General features: G+C 65.5%; 15 protein-coding genes. 9 read left to right on the top strand and 6 right to left on the bottom strand.

From position 1 onward, the window contains the following. Nucleotides 1-7: 7 nt before the first annotated feature. Together LG367_RS11450 and fghA are read left to right on the top strand one after the other, a co-directional pair. Nucleotides 8-1,117, top strand: a complete 1,110-nt coding sequence (locus LG367_RS11450; RefSeq protein WP_226469386.1) for an S-(hydroxymethyl)glutathione dehydrogenase/class III alcohol dehydrogenase — start codon at nt 8-10, stop codon at nt 1,115-1,117. Between the two features lie 13 nt (nt 1,118-1,130). Then, complete coding sequence (gene fghA, locus LG367_RS11445; RefSeq protein WP_226469385.1) at nt 1,131-1,961, top strand: S-formylglutathione hydrolase; 831 nt, start codon at nt 1,131-1,133, stop codon at nt 1,959-1,961. Nucleotides 1,962-1,967: 6 nt separating this feature from the next. Here the strand turns inward: fghA and LG367_RS11440 are convergent, their stop codons facing one another. The 5 genes from LG367_RS11440 to LG367_RS11420 all read right to left on the bottom strand — a co-directional run bounded on the left by LG367_RS11440 (nt 1,968) and on the right by LG367_RS11420 (nt 6,057). Then, nucleotides 1,968-3,149, bottom strand: coding sequence for an arabinose transporter (locus LG367_RS11440; protein ID WP_226469384.1), 1,182 nt, complete (start codon nt 3,147-3,149; stop codon nt 1,968-1,970). Nucleotides 3,150-3,211: 62 nt separating this feature from the next. Beyond that, nucleotides 3,212-3,892, bottom strand: coding sequence for a Dph6-related ATP pyrophosphatase (locus LG367_RS11435; protein WP_226469383.1), 681 nt, complete (start codon nt 3,890-3,892; stop codon nt 3,212-3,214). 55 nt (nt 3,893-3,947) lie between these two features. Beyond that, on the bottom strand, nt 3,948-4,289 hold the full coding sequence (locus LG367_RS11430; protein ID WP_226469382.1) for a hypothetical protein: 342 nt from the start codon (nt 4,287-4,289) through the stop codon (nt 3,948-3,950). Nucleotides 4,290-4,387: 98 nt separating this feature from the next. Beyond that, nucleotides 4,388-5,329 (bottom strand): DegV family protein, encoded by a 942-nt coding sequence (locus LG367_RS11425; RefSeq protein WP_226469381.1) that lies wholly within the window; start codon nt 5,327-5,329, stop codon nt 4,388-4,390. 101 nt (nt 5,330-5,430) lie between these two features. Then, nucleotides 5,431-6,057, bottom strand: a complete 627-nt coding sequence (locus tag LG367_RS11420) for a 2-hydroxychromene-2-carboxylate isomerase (protein ID WP_226469380.1) — start codon at nt 6,055-6,057, stop codon at nt 5,431-5,433. Between the two features lie 91 nt (nt 6,058-6,148). On the opposite strand from LG367_RS11420, the gene LG367_RS11415 reads away from it, so the two are divergent. The 3 genes from LG367_RS11415 to LG367_RS11405 all read left to right on the top strand — a co-directional run bounded on the left by LG367_RS11415 (nt 6,149) and on the right by LG367_RS11405 (nt 8,018). Further along, a complete protein-coding gene (locus LG367_RS11415) occupies nt 6,149-6,925 on the top strand; it encodes an AMP nucleosidase (RefSeq protein ID WP_226469379.1) in 777 nt (258 codons plus the stop codon). Between the two features lie 140 nt (nt 6,926-7,065). Beyond that, on the top strand, nt 7,066-7,473 hold the full coding sequence (locus LG367_RS11410) for a GFA family protein (RefSeq protein WP_226469378.1): 408 nt from the start codon (nt 7,066-7,068) through the stop codon (nt 7,471-7,473). Further along, entirely contained in the window at nt 7,473-8,018 is a 546-nt protein-coding gene (locus tag LG367_RS11405) for a DUF924 family protein (RefSeq protein WP_226469377.1), read from the top strand. Before LG367_RS11410 ends, LG367_RS11405 begins: the two co-directional genes overlap by 1 nt. Nucleotides 8,019-8,063: 45 nt before the next feature. Here the strand turns inward: LG367_RS11405 and grxD are convergent, their stop codons facing one another. Further along, complete coding sequence (grxD, locus tag LG367_RS11400; protein ID WP_226469376.1) at nt 8,064-8,990, bottom strand: Grx4 family monothiol glutaredoxin; 927 nt, start codon at nt 8,988-8,990, stop codon at nt 8,064-8,066. Nucleotides 8,991-9,088: 98 nt separating this feature from the next. Here grxD and LG367_RS11395 point away from each other — a divergent pair, with 98 nt between their 5' ends. The 4 genes from LG367_RS11395 (at nt 9,089) to LG367_RS11380 (ending at nt 12,866) form a co-directional block, all read left to right on the top strand. After that, nucleotides 9,089-9,895 (top strand): polysaccharide deacetylase family protein, encoded by an 807-nt coding sequence (locus tag LG367_RS11395; protein WP_226469375.1) that lies wholly within the window; start codon nt 9,089-9,091, stop codon nt 9,893-9,895. 308 nt (nt 9,896-10,203) lie between these two features. Then, on the top strand, nt 10,204-11,010 hold the full coding sequence (locus tag LG367_RS11390; protein ID WP_226469374.1) for a TetR/AcrR family transcriptional regulator: 807 nt from the start codon (nt 10,204-10,206) through the stop codon (nt 11,008-11,010). Between the two features lie 57 nt (nt 11,011-11,067). Further along, on the top strand, nt 11,068-11,640 hold the full coding sequence (locus LG367_RS11385) for an RNA polymerase sigma factor (RefSeq protein WP_226469373.1): 573 nt from the start codon (nt 11,068-11,070) through the stop codon (nt 11,638-11,640). A gap of 125 nt (nt 11,641-11,765) precedes the next feature. Beyond that, nucleotides 11,766-12,866 carry a FecR family protein gene (locus LG367_RS11380; RefSeq protein ID WP_226469372.1) on the top strand — a complete coding sequence of 367 codons (1,101 nt, stop codon included), beginning with the start codon at nt 11,766-11,768 and terminating at the stop codon, nt 12,864-12,866. Nucleotides 12,867-13,143 lie beyond the last annotated feature (277 nt).

Here is a 13,143-nt window from a genome sequence, read left to right as displayed (position 1 = left end):
GTGGGTCATGAAATCACGCGCCGCCGTGGCGTTCGAGGCCGGTAAACCGCTACAGATCGTCGAGATCGATGTGGCGGGGCCGAAAGCCGGAGAAGTGCTGGTGAAGATTCACGCCACCGGTGTGTGTCATACCGATGCGTTCACGCTCAGCGGTGACGATCCGGAAGGCATCTTTCCGGCCGTGCTCGGTCACGAGGGCGGCGGTGTGGTGGTGGAAGTCGGCGAGGGCGTCACCAGCGTGGCGCCGGGCGATCATGTGATTCCGCTGTACACGGCGGAATGCCGCAAGTGCAAGTTCTGTCTGTCCGGCAAGACCAATCTCTGCCAGGCGGTGCGCGCGACGCAGGGCAAGGGGCTGATGCCGGACGGCACAACGCGCTTCTCCTACAACGGGCAGCCGATCTATCACTACATGGGCTGCAGCACGTTCAGCGAATACACGGTGGTGCCGGAAATTTCGCTGGCGAAGATCGATCCCACGGCGCCGCTGGAGAAGGTGTGCCTGCTCGGTTGCGGCGTCACCACCGGCATCGGCGCGGTCCACAACACGGCGAAGGTGAAGGCGGGTGATTCGGTGGCGGTGTTCGGGCTCGGCGGCATCGGGCTGGCGGTGATCCAGGGCGCGAAGCAGGCGAAGGCGGGGCGGATCATCGCGATCGATACCAACCCCGGCAAGTTCGAACTCGCCAAATCGATGGGCGCCACCGATTGCGTGAATCCGAAGGAGCATGACAAACCAATCCAGGACGTGATCGTGGAACTGACCGACGGCGGAGTGGATTTCAGCTTCGAATGCATCGGCAATGTCGATGTGATGCGCGCGGCGCTGGAGTGCTGTCACAAGGGCTGGGGCGAGAGCGTGATCATCGGTGTGGCGGGGGCGGGACAGGAGATCCGCACGCGGCCGTTCCAGCTCGTCACGGGTCGCGTGTGGCGCGGCACCGCTTTCGGCGGCGTGAAGGGCCGCACGCAATTGCCGGGCATGGTGGAGCAGGCGATGCACGGCGAGATCGATCTCGATCCTTTCATCACGCACACGCTGCCGCTGGAGCGGATCAACGAGGCCTTCGATCTGATGCATGAAGGCAAGTCGATCCGCACGGTGATCCATTACTGATGAGCACGCACTGATGGAGCGCGTCGAACAACATGCCGCGTTCGGCGGCAGCCAGGAAGTCTGGGCGCATCGCTCGCAGGTGCTGGATTGCGACATGCGATTCGCGATCTACCTGCCGCCGCAGGCGCGGCGGGAGCGCGTGCCGGTGCTGTACTGGCTGTCCGGTCTGACCTGCACGGAGCAGAACTTCATCACCAAGGCCGGCGCGCAGCGGTATGCCGCCGAGCACGGCATCGCGATCGTGGTGCCGGATACGAGTCCGCGCGGTGAGGGCGTGGTGAATGATGCGGCCTACGATCTCGGTCAGGGCGCCGGCTTCTACGTCAACGCCACGCAGGCGCCGTGGGCGCGGCATTACCGGATGTACGACTACGTCGTCGAGGAACTGCCGAGGCTGATCGAAGCGCAGTTTCCGGTCGGTGATGCGCGTGCGATCAGCGGGCACTCCATGGGCGGGCACGGGGCGCTGGTGATCGCGCTGCGCAATCCGGGACGTTATCGCAGCGTGTCGGCGTTCTCGCCGATCGTGGCGCCGTCGCGGGTGCCGTGGGGCGAGAAGGCGTTCGCCGCGTATCTGGGTGACGATCGTGAGGTGTGGAAGGCATGCGACGCCGTCGAATTGATCGCGGCGGCGTCCGAACGGCTGTCCTTGTTCGTCGATCAAGGCGATGCGGACGAATTCCTGGGCACGCAGCTGAAGCCGGAGTTGCTGCGAGCCGCATGCGAGGCCGCGGGATATCCGCTCGACCTGCGCCTGCAGCCGGGCTACGACCACAGCTATTACTTCATCGCCAGCTTCATCGGCGAGCACGTCGCGCATCACGCGCGTGCGTTGCGTGGCTGAGTTGCCTCAGCTCATCGCGGCGGCGGGGCGCAGACGGAACACCACGATCCAGCCGGCGAGCGCCGCGATCGCGGCGAACAGGTAGACCGACGGATAGCCGAACCGCATCGCGAGCAGTCCGGCGATCGGACCGGTCACCGCGTAAGCCACGTCCTGGAACGCCGCGTATGCGCCCAGTGCGGTGGCGCGCACTTGCGCGGGTACGCGGCGCACGGCTTCCACGCCGAGCGAGGGATACAGCAGCGAGCATCCCGCGCCGGTCAGGGCGGCGCCGAGGAATCCCATCCACGGCGCCTGCGCCTGCCAGAGCACGAGCAGGCCGGCGGTTTCGATCAGCATCAGGATCAGCGCGACGCGGCGGCCGCCGAGTTTGTCCGGCAGATGGCCGAACAGCAGCCGCATGCCGACGAAGGTGACGCCGAAGCAGGTCAGCGTCCAACCCGCGCCGCGCCATCCGCGTGCCGCGAAGTACAAGGTGATGAAGGCATTGATGCTGGCGATGCCGACGCCTTGCAGCATCAGGCCGAACGAGGGCGGCGCGATCTTCGCCAGCACGGTGCGGAACGGCAGGCGATGGCCGCCGAGCGGCGCGACCGGTGCAACGCCGAGGGTCAGTGCCAGTCCGGCCAGCGGCAGCACGATCGTGGCCGCGCCGACCCAGACGAAGCCGCCGTACTCATGGATCGCCAGTCCCAGCGGCGCGCCGGCCGCGAGCGCGCCGAAGATCGCCACGCCCGTCCAGGTGATCACCTTGCCCGAGTGCGCGGCACCGATCGTGCCGATGCCCCAGGCCATCATGCCGGTGACCAGCAGGCTTTCGCCCACGCCGAGCAGGAGACGGCTGAGGATGAGAACGGGGAGCTGGCCGTCATGCGGCAGCCAGGTGGAGACGACATAACCCACGCCGGCCACGGCGGCGAGCCAGCAACCGCCGCGCATCGCCCGTCGCGCGCCGGTGGTGTCGGCCAGCTGCCCGGCATAGCCGCGGGTGAAGATGGTGGCGACGAACTGCACGCCGATCGTCACGCCGACGATGAAATCGCTGTAGCCGAGGGTTTGCCGTACATGCAGCGGGAGCACGGGCAATGGCAGGGCGACGGTGAGGTAGCCGAGGAAGATCGCCACGCACAGGCGTAGCAGGGCGCGTTCCGGGTGAGGGGCGGTGGCGGAGGGCGGGGTGGCGGTCATCGAGCCGGCATCCTAGCGGTTGTCGTGCCGGCAGGGCTGCAAGATGCGCGCGACTGAGCGTGCTATTGCAGGGCGAAGTCGGTGTAGACGAAGCGCTCGTCGCGCAGCACCGTCTCGCCACGGACCAGCGCGAGCGGGTGCGAGAACATCGGGCCGGCATGGACGCAGGTGTGGAATTCGCCGTTCTCACCGCAGGGATCGCAGTGCGGCGGCAGTTCGCGCAGCAGGTCGGCATCGAAATCGCGGCCGCTGTAGCGGCCGTCGAGTTGCCGCGCGTCCACGCAGCACAAGGCCGCACGCAGGCCGCCGGCGAGCATGTCGCGTGCCAGCTGGGCGGTGTCCGCGCCGAACAGGGGCGTCATGATGTCCCAGCCCGCTGCAGTCAGGCGTTGCTCGCGGTAGGCGCGGATGTCTTCGAGGAACAAATCGCCGAAGGCGGTGGTGTGCAATTCCGGCCAGCGCGAGCCGGCTTCTTGCAGAGCTTTCGTCATCGCCGCTTCGTAGTGCGCGTTGTCGCACTCGCGTGGGATCATGGCTTCGATCAGCGGCAGTCCGGTCGCTTTTGCTTGTGCGTGCAGCACGTCGCGGCGGATGCCCTGCATGGAGACGCGCTGATATTCCTGCGTGATGGTGGTGAGCAGCGCCACCACTTCCACGTCCTCGCGCTGACGCAGCACGTGCAGCGTCCACGCCGCGTCCTTGCCTCCGCTCCAGGCGAGCAGAACCTGCTTGCGCCGACTCATGCGGGCGGATCGACGGATCGAGCGTTTGTTTGCGGGCGTGCCACGTCGAGTGTGCCTACGCGGCCGACACGTCCCTCAATTCCCAGGCGCTGCCGGCCAGCAGCCGCAGCCGGTGCTTGAACACGGCACCGGGCAGCGACGTCACCGCGATCAGATCGATATGCAGATCATCCTGCTGGCCGTTGACGGTCGCGCTGGGATCGGTGGCGCCCAGGGAAGGATCGACCCCATCCGGATCGTCCTGCTTCGCGCGCCAGCGTTCGAACAGCGCACTGCTGCGCAGCGCGTCCTGCAACTCCTGCGCGAGGCTCTCGGCGCCTTGGGATCGGAAGGCGAACTCGCCGGCGCCGCGTGCCTTGGCGGGGTCGGGCAGGCTGATGTAGTAGCGTGCGGCCATGAACGGTCCGTGCGATGAAGATGGCGTGGAAGCCTATCAGCCGCGCGTTAGCGGGATGTTGAGATATCCGCAACGGCGCGTTGCGCGAGCGTGGCGCGTCACGCGAACGTGTGCGCCTCCGCGGCGAAGCCGACGACCACCGCGCCCTTGCCGACGTTGACCATGCCGGTCAGGCTCATCACGCTCTCGAACACTTCCACGCCATGTACCTCGCAGGCCTCGCGCAGTGCGTCGTAACCGGGCATCGCGCGCATCTCGTCGAGATCGCCGCCGTAGCAGAGGGCGAGGGTGGGCGTCATCAGCCCGGCGGTGACGCGACGCGCGGCGAATTCGAACAGCTTCTGCACGGCCGGCTCGAAGCCCTTGACCTTGCCGACCGGGCCGGTATCGCCGCGATAGGCGTGCAGGATCGGCTTGATGTCCAGAGCGGTGCCGAGCGCGGCGCTGAGCAGGCTCACGCTGCGGTCGCCCTTGGCGCGGCCGCGGTTGCGGATGTAGTACAGATCGCGCGGCACCGCGTAGCCGTGGGTGTGCATGGCGATGTGTTCCAGCCGCGCGCGGATCTTGGCCGGCCCTTCGCCGGCCTCGCGCAGGCGCACCGCTTCCACCGGCAGGATGGCCTGCGCGCAGAACAGGTTCTGCGTGTCGATCAGGCGCAGGGCGAACGGTGTGGTGTTGCCAGCGGCACTGCGGATCGGCCTGTAGTCGTTGAGGATGGCGTAGCTGGCCTTCTGCGCGTTGTCGTAGATCGGGCTGCGCGTCTTGGTGACGGTCAGGCAGAAGACGTGGTCGTAGTCGATGACCAGCCGCTCCAGGAACAGATCGTGGATCTGCTGCACCGTGAATGGACTGGTCTCCGCATTGGCGCCGCGCTCGGCGATGTGCGAATGCAGGAAGGCGAGGGTGGCCTCGGGGTCGCGATAGTCCACCTGGATGGCGTCGTCGATGCGGATGGTGACCGGCAGGATGACGATGCGGTGTTGTTCGATGAAGTCCTTTGGCAGGTCGCAGGTCGAGTCGACGACGATCCCGATGCGCATGGTGAGTCCCTTTCCCCCTAAACGCGCAACGCTACCAGTCTTGCCGGGAAAGGCTCTGTGAGCAGGATCACGCTCTATGAGGAGCTGGGCGCTGCGAAGGGCTAAGCGCGTCGGATTCCGACAGGAAGTGTCGAGACGCGTCGCATCTCGGCGTCGTCGAACAAGGTCGGATCGCGCAACGCCGCCATCGCCAGGTCGTGCGCATCGTTGCCCCAAATCAGGTCGTCGCCGATCGCCAGTGTCGGCACGCCGAAGATGCCGGCGGCGGTGGCTTCGGCGGTGTTGTCGCGCAGTGCCGTCTTCACCGCGTTGCTGCCGATCGCCTCGGTCGCCACACCGAGCTGCGCGGCCAGGGGCGCGATCGCCTCGGCGCTGTCGGCGGCGCGGCCCTCCGCCCAGATCCAGTCGAAGATCGCGCTGACGGCTTCCGGGGTGCTGCCCGCGGCGATGCACAGGCGCAACGTCGCCAGCGGATTGAACGGATGCATGGGCGGGAAGCGGAAAGGAATGCCTTCCTGGCGCGCCCGCCACACCACATTGCGATAGGTGAACTCGCGCTTGTGCGGGATCTCGGCCGGCCCGCGGATGCCGAGCTCGTTCAAGATCGCGCCGAACACCACCGGTACCGGCACGATGCCGAATTCGTCCGCATGCGCGGCCAGCTTCCGCCATTGCAGGTAGGAGAACGGCGAAACGAAGTCGAAATACCAGCGCGGTTTCGATGCCATGACAGCAGTGTAGCGGCTTCGCCGGCAGGCGTCGCACCTGCCTGACCCGCCTCGCGCATGAGAAAATGCCGAAACTCAGGAGGCGACCCACGTGAAAGAAAAAGAACAAATCGTCGACAACTGGCTCCCGCGCTACACCGGCGTCCCGCTGGACGGCTTCGGCAAGCACATCCTGTTGACCAACTTCGGCGGCTATCTCAGCCATTTCAGCCGCCTGACCGGCGCCGAGATCGTCGGCCTCGACCGTCCCATGCCCAGCGCCACCGCCGACGGCATCACCATGATCAATTTCGGCATGGGCAGCCCGAACGCGGCGACGATGATGGACCTGCTCTCGGCGATCGAGCCCGAGGCGGTGTTGTTCCTCGGTAAGTGCGGCGGGCTCAAGCGCAAGAACGAACTCGGCGACCTGATCCTGCCGATCGCCGCGATCCGCGGCGAGGGCACCAGCAACGACTACCTGCCGCCGGAAGTGCCGGCGTTGCCGGCGTTCGCCCTGCAGCGCGCGGTCTCGACCATGATTCGCGACATGGGCCAGGACTACTGGACCGGCACCGTCTACACCACCAACCGCCGCGTCTGGGAACACGACGAAGCCTTCAAGGAATACCTGCGCAAGCTGCGCTGCATGGCGATCGACATGGAGACCGCGACGATCTTCGCCGCTGGCTTCGCCAATCGCATTCCCTGCGGCGCGCTGCTGCTGGTCAGCGATCAACCGATGATTCCGGAAGGCGTGAAGACCGAAGCCTCCGACGCGCGCGTCAGCGCCGAATATGTCGAGCGCCATATCCAGATCGGCATCGAGGCGCTGCGCCTGATCCGCCGGCATGGCAAGTCGGTGCGGCATTTGAAATTCGACGAGTGAACCAGGCTGGACGGGAATCCCGGCACCAAGAAGTCTGTTTCGAGAAGTCCGTTTCGAGAAGTCTGTTCCGAGAAGCTTGTTCCGAGAAGCTTGTTCCGAGAAGCCGGCGAATCACTTACACAACCCTACCGGAGATCATCATGACCACCCAGACCTACACCGGCGGCTGTCACTGCGGCAACGTTCGCTATGAAGTGGACCTCGATCTGGCCGAAGGCGGCGGCCGCTGCAACTGCTCGATCTGCCGCAAGACCCGCAACTGGTCGATGAGCGTGAAGCCGGACGCGTTCCGCCTGCTCAGCGGCGCGGATGACACCATCGACTACAGCCGCAACGGCCTGACCCACTGGCCGTTCTGCAAGACCTGCGGCGTGCGCGCCTACGGCTACGGCGACATCGAGGAAGTCGGTGGCAAGTACGTGTCGGTCAACCTGGCCTGCCTGGAGGTCGACGACGAAAAGCTGGCGGCCGCGCCGATCAAGTATTTCAATGGCCGCGACAACGACTGGTGGCACGAACCGTCGGACGCCGAGAAGAAGTTCCTGTGATGTCGGCGGTGGCGACTCCCGGCGAGATCGTCGCGTTCTGGCGCGAGGCCGGTTACGCGAAGTGGTTTCAGGGTGGCAAATCCTTCGACGAGGAATGCCGCGGCCGTTTCCTCGACGCGCACCATGCCGCCGCGCGGCGCGAGTTCGAGCACTGGATCGCGGACGGCGAAGGCGCGCTGGCGCTGATCCTGCTGCTCGATCAGATTCCTCGCAACGTGTTCCGCGGCAGCGGGCATGCATTCGCCACCGACGGTCTGGCGCGGCATTACGCGGCGCGTGCGGTGGACGCCGGGCTCGATGCGCGAGTGGAACCGATGCTGCGCGCGTTCTTCTATCTGCCGTTCGAACATTCCGAGGATCTGGCCGACCAGCATCGCGCGGTGGCGCTGTTTCAAGGCATCGGCGATGTCGATTACACCAAGTACGCGCAGGCGCACTTGGAGGTGATCAAGACCTTCGGCCGCTTTCCGCATCGCAACCGCGCGCTCGGGCGTGTCAACACGGCCGAGGAGCAGACCTGGCTGGATAACGGCGGCGGGTTTTGATGTTCTCCCTTGCGCCTGGGCGCAAGGGAGGCTTTGCGAAAGCACTCAGTAACGCGGCACGGTGGAGTCGACGGTCTCGCTCCACGCTTCGATACCGCCGGCGATGTTGTAGACCTCGCGGAATCCCAACTGGCGGAAATGCTCCGCCGCTTGCGCGCTGCGGCCGCCGTGGTGGCAGAGGAAGGCGAGCGGGGTTTCCTTCGGCAGTGATTCCAGCGCGGCGGCGCCACCGTCGAGCGTCGAAAACGCGCCACGGATCGTGGCCAGCGCGCGTTCGTCCGGCGGCCGCACGTCGACGACGGTCAGTTTGCCTTCGGTGAGTTGAGCGGCGGCGTCCTGCGGCGACAACTCGCCCACCGGCGGCGGCGCGTTGGGATTCTCGATGATCAGCCCGCGTCCGCGCGCATCGTCGACGAAGTCGATGACCAGGCCGTCGGCGCGGCGTGCGCCGGCGACGTCGATCTGGATCCGGACGCCTTCGCTTTCCGTCGTGATCGCGCTGGCATCTTCCGGTGCCAGCTGCAGGCGCGTGCGGAAGGCGCGATCGATGTCCAGGCGCACGACCACGCCCTCGCCGGCATCGGCGACCGCCTTGCGCAGCATCTCCGCCGCCGTCGGCGTCACCGTGATGGATGGCGGCGTGCGATCGGGCGGCGGCAGTCCGAGCGCGGCATGCAGCTCGCCGGTGTTGACCATCTGCTCGATGATGTCGCTGCCGCCGACCAGTTCGCCATCGATGTACAGCTGCGGGATCGTCGGCCAATCGCCGTAGAGCTTGATGCCTTCGCGGATCTCGGGATCGGACAGCACGTCGACGTGGGCGTAGTCGACGTCGAGCGTGCCCAGCGCCGCCACCGCCTTGGCCGAGAACCCGCACTGCGGCGCGCGCGGCTCGCCCTTCATGAACAGGACGATGCGGTGGTCGCGCAGCAGGGTGTCGATGCGTGTGCGCACGCTGGGGTCGAGTGTCATGGAATCTCCAAAGTTCGGCAAGTTCGGGGTGGTGCGGTTCGAACCTGTCATGGTACGCCGCGCGACGGCCGGGCGTGGCCGCATGGCATGATGGCCCGATGCCCAGAGCGTTCCATTTGCATCGTGTTCCGCGCCATCCCCATGCCTGGTGGTGGCTGCTGGCGGTGTCGCAGGGGCTGGTGATCGCGCTGTGGTGGCGTTTCGGTTGGACGATCGGGTTGCCGGCGATGCTGGCCACCCATGCGTTGCTCCTGTGGGGTGTGTTCCGGCCGCAGTCGCCGCTCTATTCGCCGGTGTTGACGCATCTGCCCACCGACGAGCGCTGCGTGTGGCTGACGATCGACGACGGCCCCTCGCAAGACACCTTGCCACTGCTCGATCTGCTCGACGCCCACGATGCGAAGGCGACCTTCTTCCTCGTCGGCGAACGCGCCGCGGCGCAGCCCGACCTGGTGCGCGAGATCGCGCGCCGCGGTCACGGCATCGGCAACCACAGTCACACGCATCCCTCGGCCTGGTTCTGGGCACTGGGGCCGCGGCGCATGCGCGAGGAGATCGTGCGATGCCAGGACACGTTGCAGTCCATCACCGGCACCGCGCCGCGCTGGTTCCGCGCCGTGGTGGGCATGGCGAATCCGTTCGTGTCGGCACCGTTGCGGGATCGCGGCCTGGCACGCACGGCCTGGGACGCGCGCGGCTTCGACGCGGTGGAAAGCGATCCCGCGAAAGTGCTGGCGCGGATCGAACGCGGTCTGTCGCCCGGCGCGATCGTGCTGCTGCACGAGGGCGCGAGGCATGGGCGCAACCTGGAAACGATCACACTTCTTTTGCGACGCTTGTATACACTCGGCTACCGTTGCGCGCTGCCCGAGCAGATCGTGGTGCGGGAGGCGACGCAGGCTTGATGTTGCCGTGCTCGATGTTGCCGTGTTTCACATCGTTTTCATCGTCGCGAAATTCGGGTGTGTCGAATTTTGTCAGCAGCCCAATCGCGGCGACCTTCAAATTTGATTTTCGAATCAAATAGTTAGAGCGTGCCGCGAAAACCGGAATTTTCCTGAATGCGTCCAAGCGAGCCGAGGATATTGCGGTGCAGCGTGCAACGCCGATTTTGACGTGATTACTCTAACGCCCGTTTCAATCCAGTATTCAAATCCGGAATTGGAGCCGGCGCTCGCCGGTCGGGTTGGAATTGTCTTGCGGAAATAATGCCGTGAACAGCCAGAACCCCAGTCCTAGCAATACCCGGACTCGCTTGCTCGAAGCGGCGGAAGCGCTGTTCATCGAGCATGGCTACGAAGGCATGTCGCTGCGCCAGATCACCAGCTACGCCGAGGTCAATCTGGCGGCGGTGAACTATCACTTCGGTAGCAAGGAAGCGCTGGTCCAGGAACTGCTGTCGGCGCGTCTGGATCGGCTCAATCAGGAACGCCTGCAACTGCTGTCGATCTGCGAGGAAAAAAGCGGCGACCAGCCGATGGACGCCTGCGCGGTGCTCAGCGTGCTGTTCGTGCCTGCCGTCCGGCTCAGTCGCGACGACGTCGGCGGCATGGCTTTCATGCGGCTGCTCGGGCGCGTGTACAGCGATTCCTCGCCCTTCATCCGCGACTATCTGCACGAGCACTATCAGCCTATTTATGGGCGTTTTTTCGAGGCCTTCGCGCGCGCGCTGCCGCATCTGTCGCGTAACGAACTCGGCATGCGCCTGCATTTCTGTCTGAAGGCGCTCTCCGGCGTGCTGGCCGGCGAGAACATGGACGAACTGATCTCGGCGCTGTGCATGGGCGAACCCGTCAACGATTCGCTGATGCTGGCGCGGCTGATTTCCTTCATCTCGCCGATGCTGACCGCGCCGTTCGAGAACGGCGAGCAGATTCGGAACGTCGAGCAGGTGATGGGCATGGCCGATATCGCCGCACGCGCGACCGATGCCCAGACGCAGGCCGAGCACGAGGCCGAGGGTGCCAACAAATCACAGGGGATCCTGCCGCCATGGGCTGCCAGGGTGGTGGGGGTATGAACGGACGGACGGCCTTGGAGGCCGGCGCCACATCGCGCGGTACGGGAAAAGAAGGCAATGGCCAATACAGTGTCATGGTCGCGTGAGCCCGCCTCACTCGCTGAATACGGCGAGGACGGCCTCAGTCAGTGGAACAACGTTTCACTACGCTATCGCACGCCCCTGCGTGGCTTTTTCTCCAAACGTGTCAAGGATGCCGCCGAGGTCGACGACCTCATTCAGGAAGTCTTCCTGCACCTGATCCGCCGCGCCCGCGGCGGCCCGATCGAGCATGTCGAGCAATATGTCTTCCAGGTCGCGGCCAATGCTCTGCGTGACTGGGGGCGCCGCCGCCAGGTCCGGGACCACGACGCGCACGAATCTTTCGACGAGGAAATTCATCAACCCGTTACGGATATTTCGCCGGAGCGCGTCTTACTGGGGAAGGAGGCGATCAAAGTGGTCACCGCCGTACTGCGCGGGCTGCCGGAACGGACCCGCGACGTGTTCGTGCTGCGGGCACTGGAAAAGCGCAAGTACGCGGAGATCGCAGCCATGATGGGTATTTCGGTGCGGGCGGCCGAAAAGCACATGGCGAAGGCCCTGGCGCAGCTGGCTTGTGCGATGGACAGGGCCGGGGGACGGGATTGAGGCGGCGCGCCTCCGACGTGGTAGGCGGCGCGCGTTCGATGGGTTTGGCAGGATAGGGACTGGCTTGCGGGATCTGATGAGTCGCTGGAGTGCGTCGACCGGGTCTTGCTAGAGGTAACAGCGGAATGAAGTGGAAAATCTCGCCAAACCGGGACAATCCGGCCGAGCACGCGCCCGACGGCATCGACGAGGCGGCGGCGCGGTGGAGCGAGATCCTGCGCGACGCCGGCGACGACCGGCAGGTACGCGAGGCGTTCGAGGCCTGGCAGTCCCATTCGCCGCAGAACGCGAGTGCCTTCCGGCGTGTGGAGGCGGCGCAGACATTCATCTCTTCGATCGCCGATACCTCCGACGAAATGCAGAGGCTGCGCCGCGAGACACTGGCGCGCGCGGTCGGCGTCGAATCGCATTGCCCGCACTGGTGGCGCAATTCGGCCGTCGCCGCCTCCTTGATGGCCGCGGCCGTGCTCGGCATGTTCGCCATGAACCCGAACACTTCGCGGGAGATCTATCACGATGCCCGCGATGCGATCGCCGGCAACATCTATCAGACCGGAATCGGCCAGACCTCGGTGGTGTCCCTGGATGACGGCTCGGTCGTCACCCTGAACACGAACAGCCGCATTTCCGTGCATTACGAAGAGGGCGTGCGCGGCATCACCCTGGAGCGCGGGCAGGCCTTGTTCAAGGTGGCGAAGGATCGCGCGCATCCGTTCGTGGTCAGCGCCGGCGGGCGCCAGGTGACGGCGCTCGGCACCGAGTTCGACGTGCATCTGTCCGACAAGCTCTTCGAGGTCACTCTGCTGGAAGGGCGGGTCACGGTGACGCGCGATGATCACGGTCATGCGCCCGCCACTGTCGGCAAGGCCAAGGCGGCGCCGCTGCTGGCCGAACTGCGGCCCGGGCAGCAGTTCGTCGCCGTCGCCAAGGCGGTGCCGCAGGTGCGTCCGGCTGACGTGAGGCGCGTGATCAGCTGGCGCCACGGCCAGATCGTGTTCGAGAACGAGCGCCTCGAGGACGCCGTCGCCGAGATGAACCGCTATTCGCGCCGGCAGGTCGTGCTGAGCGATCCACGGCTGGGCTCGCTGAAGATCAGCGGTGCCTTCAATACCGGCGACGTCAGTACCTTCGTCGAAGCGCTGACTGATTATTTCCCGATCGAGCGCGCCACGCGCGAAGACGACACCATTGTTCTGAAATCGCGTCCGACCAGCACGCGAGGGTAGATCGTCAACACGGATTGCGTGGGCGACAGTCTCTATGTTTCTCCTGAAACCATGAGCATGAAATCGACATCACGTCGATGACTCATCTTGTTCCCGTGAACATTCGGGACCAATCCTTTCAAGATGCTTCATGCGCGGAACGATCTCGTGTCGTTTCGGCATGCGCGTGCATCAAACATGCTGCATTGCAAAAGAAGACTCGCAGGTTCAAGAAATGACATGACAGATCGCGAACATGCATTTGCAGGTTCGGGTTTTTCAGCGCACCGCGTCTGTA

Source organism: Luteimonas panaciterrae, assembly GCF_020511115.1.
GTDB lineage: Bacteria > Pseudomonadota > Gammaproteobacteria > Xanthomonadales > Xanthomonadaceae > Luteimonas > Luteimonas panaciterrae.
The sequence above is the reverse complement of the archived record's forward strand: the minus strand, read 5'-3'. Positions and strand labels throughout refer to the sequence as shown.

Coding starts and splice junctions, on each gene's coding strand:
- LG367_RS11430 (WP_226469382.1), bottom strand. CDS start 4,289: ATGGCCGCACGCTACTACATCAGCCTGCCCGACCCCGCCAAGGCACGC.
- LG367_RS11450 (WP_226469386.1), top strand. CDS start 8: ATGAAATCACGCGCCGCCGTGGCGTTCGAGGCCGGTAAACCGCTACAG.
- LG367_RS11425 (WP_226469381.1), bottom strand. CDS start 5,329: ATGCGCATCGGGATCGTCGTCGACTCGACCTGCGACCTGCCAAAGGAC.
- LG367_RS11410 (WP_226469378.1), top strand. CDS start 7,066: ATGACCACCCAGACCTACACCGGCGGCTGTCACTGCGGCAACGTTCGC.
- LG367_RS11435 (WP_226469383.1), bottom strand. CDS start 3,892: ATGAGTCGGCGCAAGCAGGTTCTGCTCGCCTGGAGCGGAGGCAAGGAC.
- grxD (WP_226469376.1), bottom strand. CDS start 8,990: ATGACACTCGACCCCAGCGTGCGCACACGCATCGACACCCTGCTGCGC.
- LG367_RS11420 (WP_226469380.1), bottom strand. CDS start 6,057: ATGGCATCGAAACCGCGCTGGTATTTCGACTTCGTTTCGCCGTTCTCC.
- LG367_RS11385 (WP_226469373.1), top strand. CDS start 11,068: ATGGCCAATACAGTGTCATGGTCGCGTGAGCCCGCCTCACTCGCTGAA.
- LG367_RS11380 (WP_226469372.1), top strand. CDS start 11,766: ATGAAGTGGAAAATCTCGCCAAACCGGGACAATCCGGCCGAGCACGCG.
- fghA (WP_226469385.1), top strand. CDS start 1,131: ATGGAGCGCGTCGAACAACATGCCGCGTTCGGCGGCAGCCAGGAAGTC.
- LG367_RS11395 (WP_226469375.1), top strand. CDS start 9,089: ATGCCCAGAGCGTTCCATTTGCATCGTGTTCCGCGCCATCCCCATGCC.
- LG367_RS11405 (WP_226469377.1), top strand. CDS start 7,473: ATGTCGGCGGTGGCGACTCCCGGCGAGATCGTCGCGTTCTGGCGCGAG.
- LG367_RS11440 (WP_226469384.1), bottom strand. CDS start 3,149: ATGACCGCCACCCCGCCCTCCGCCACCGCCCCTCACCCGGAACGCGCC.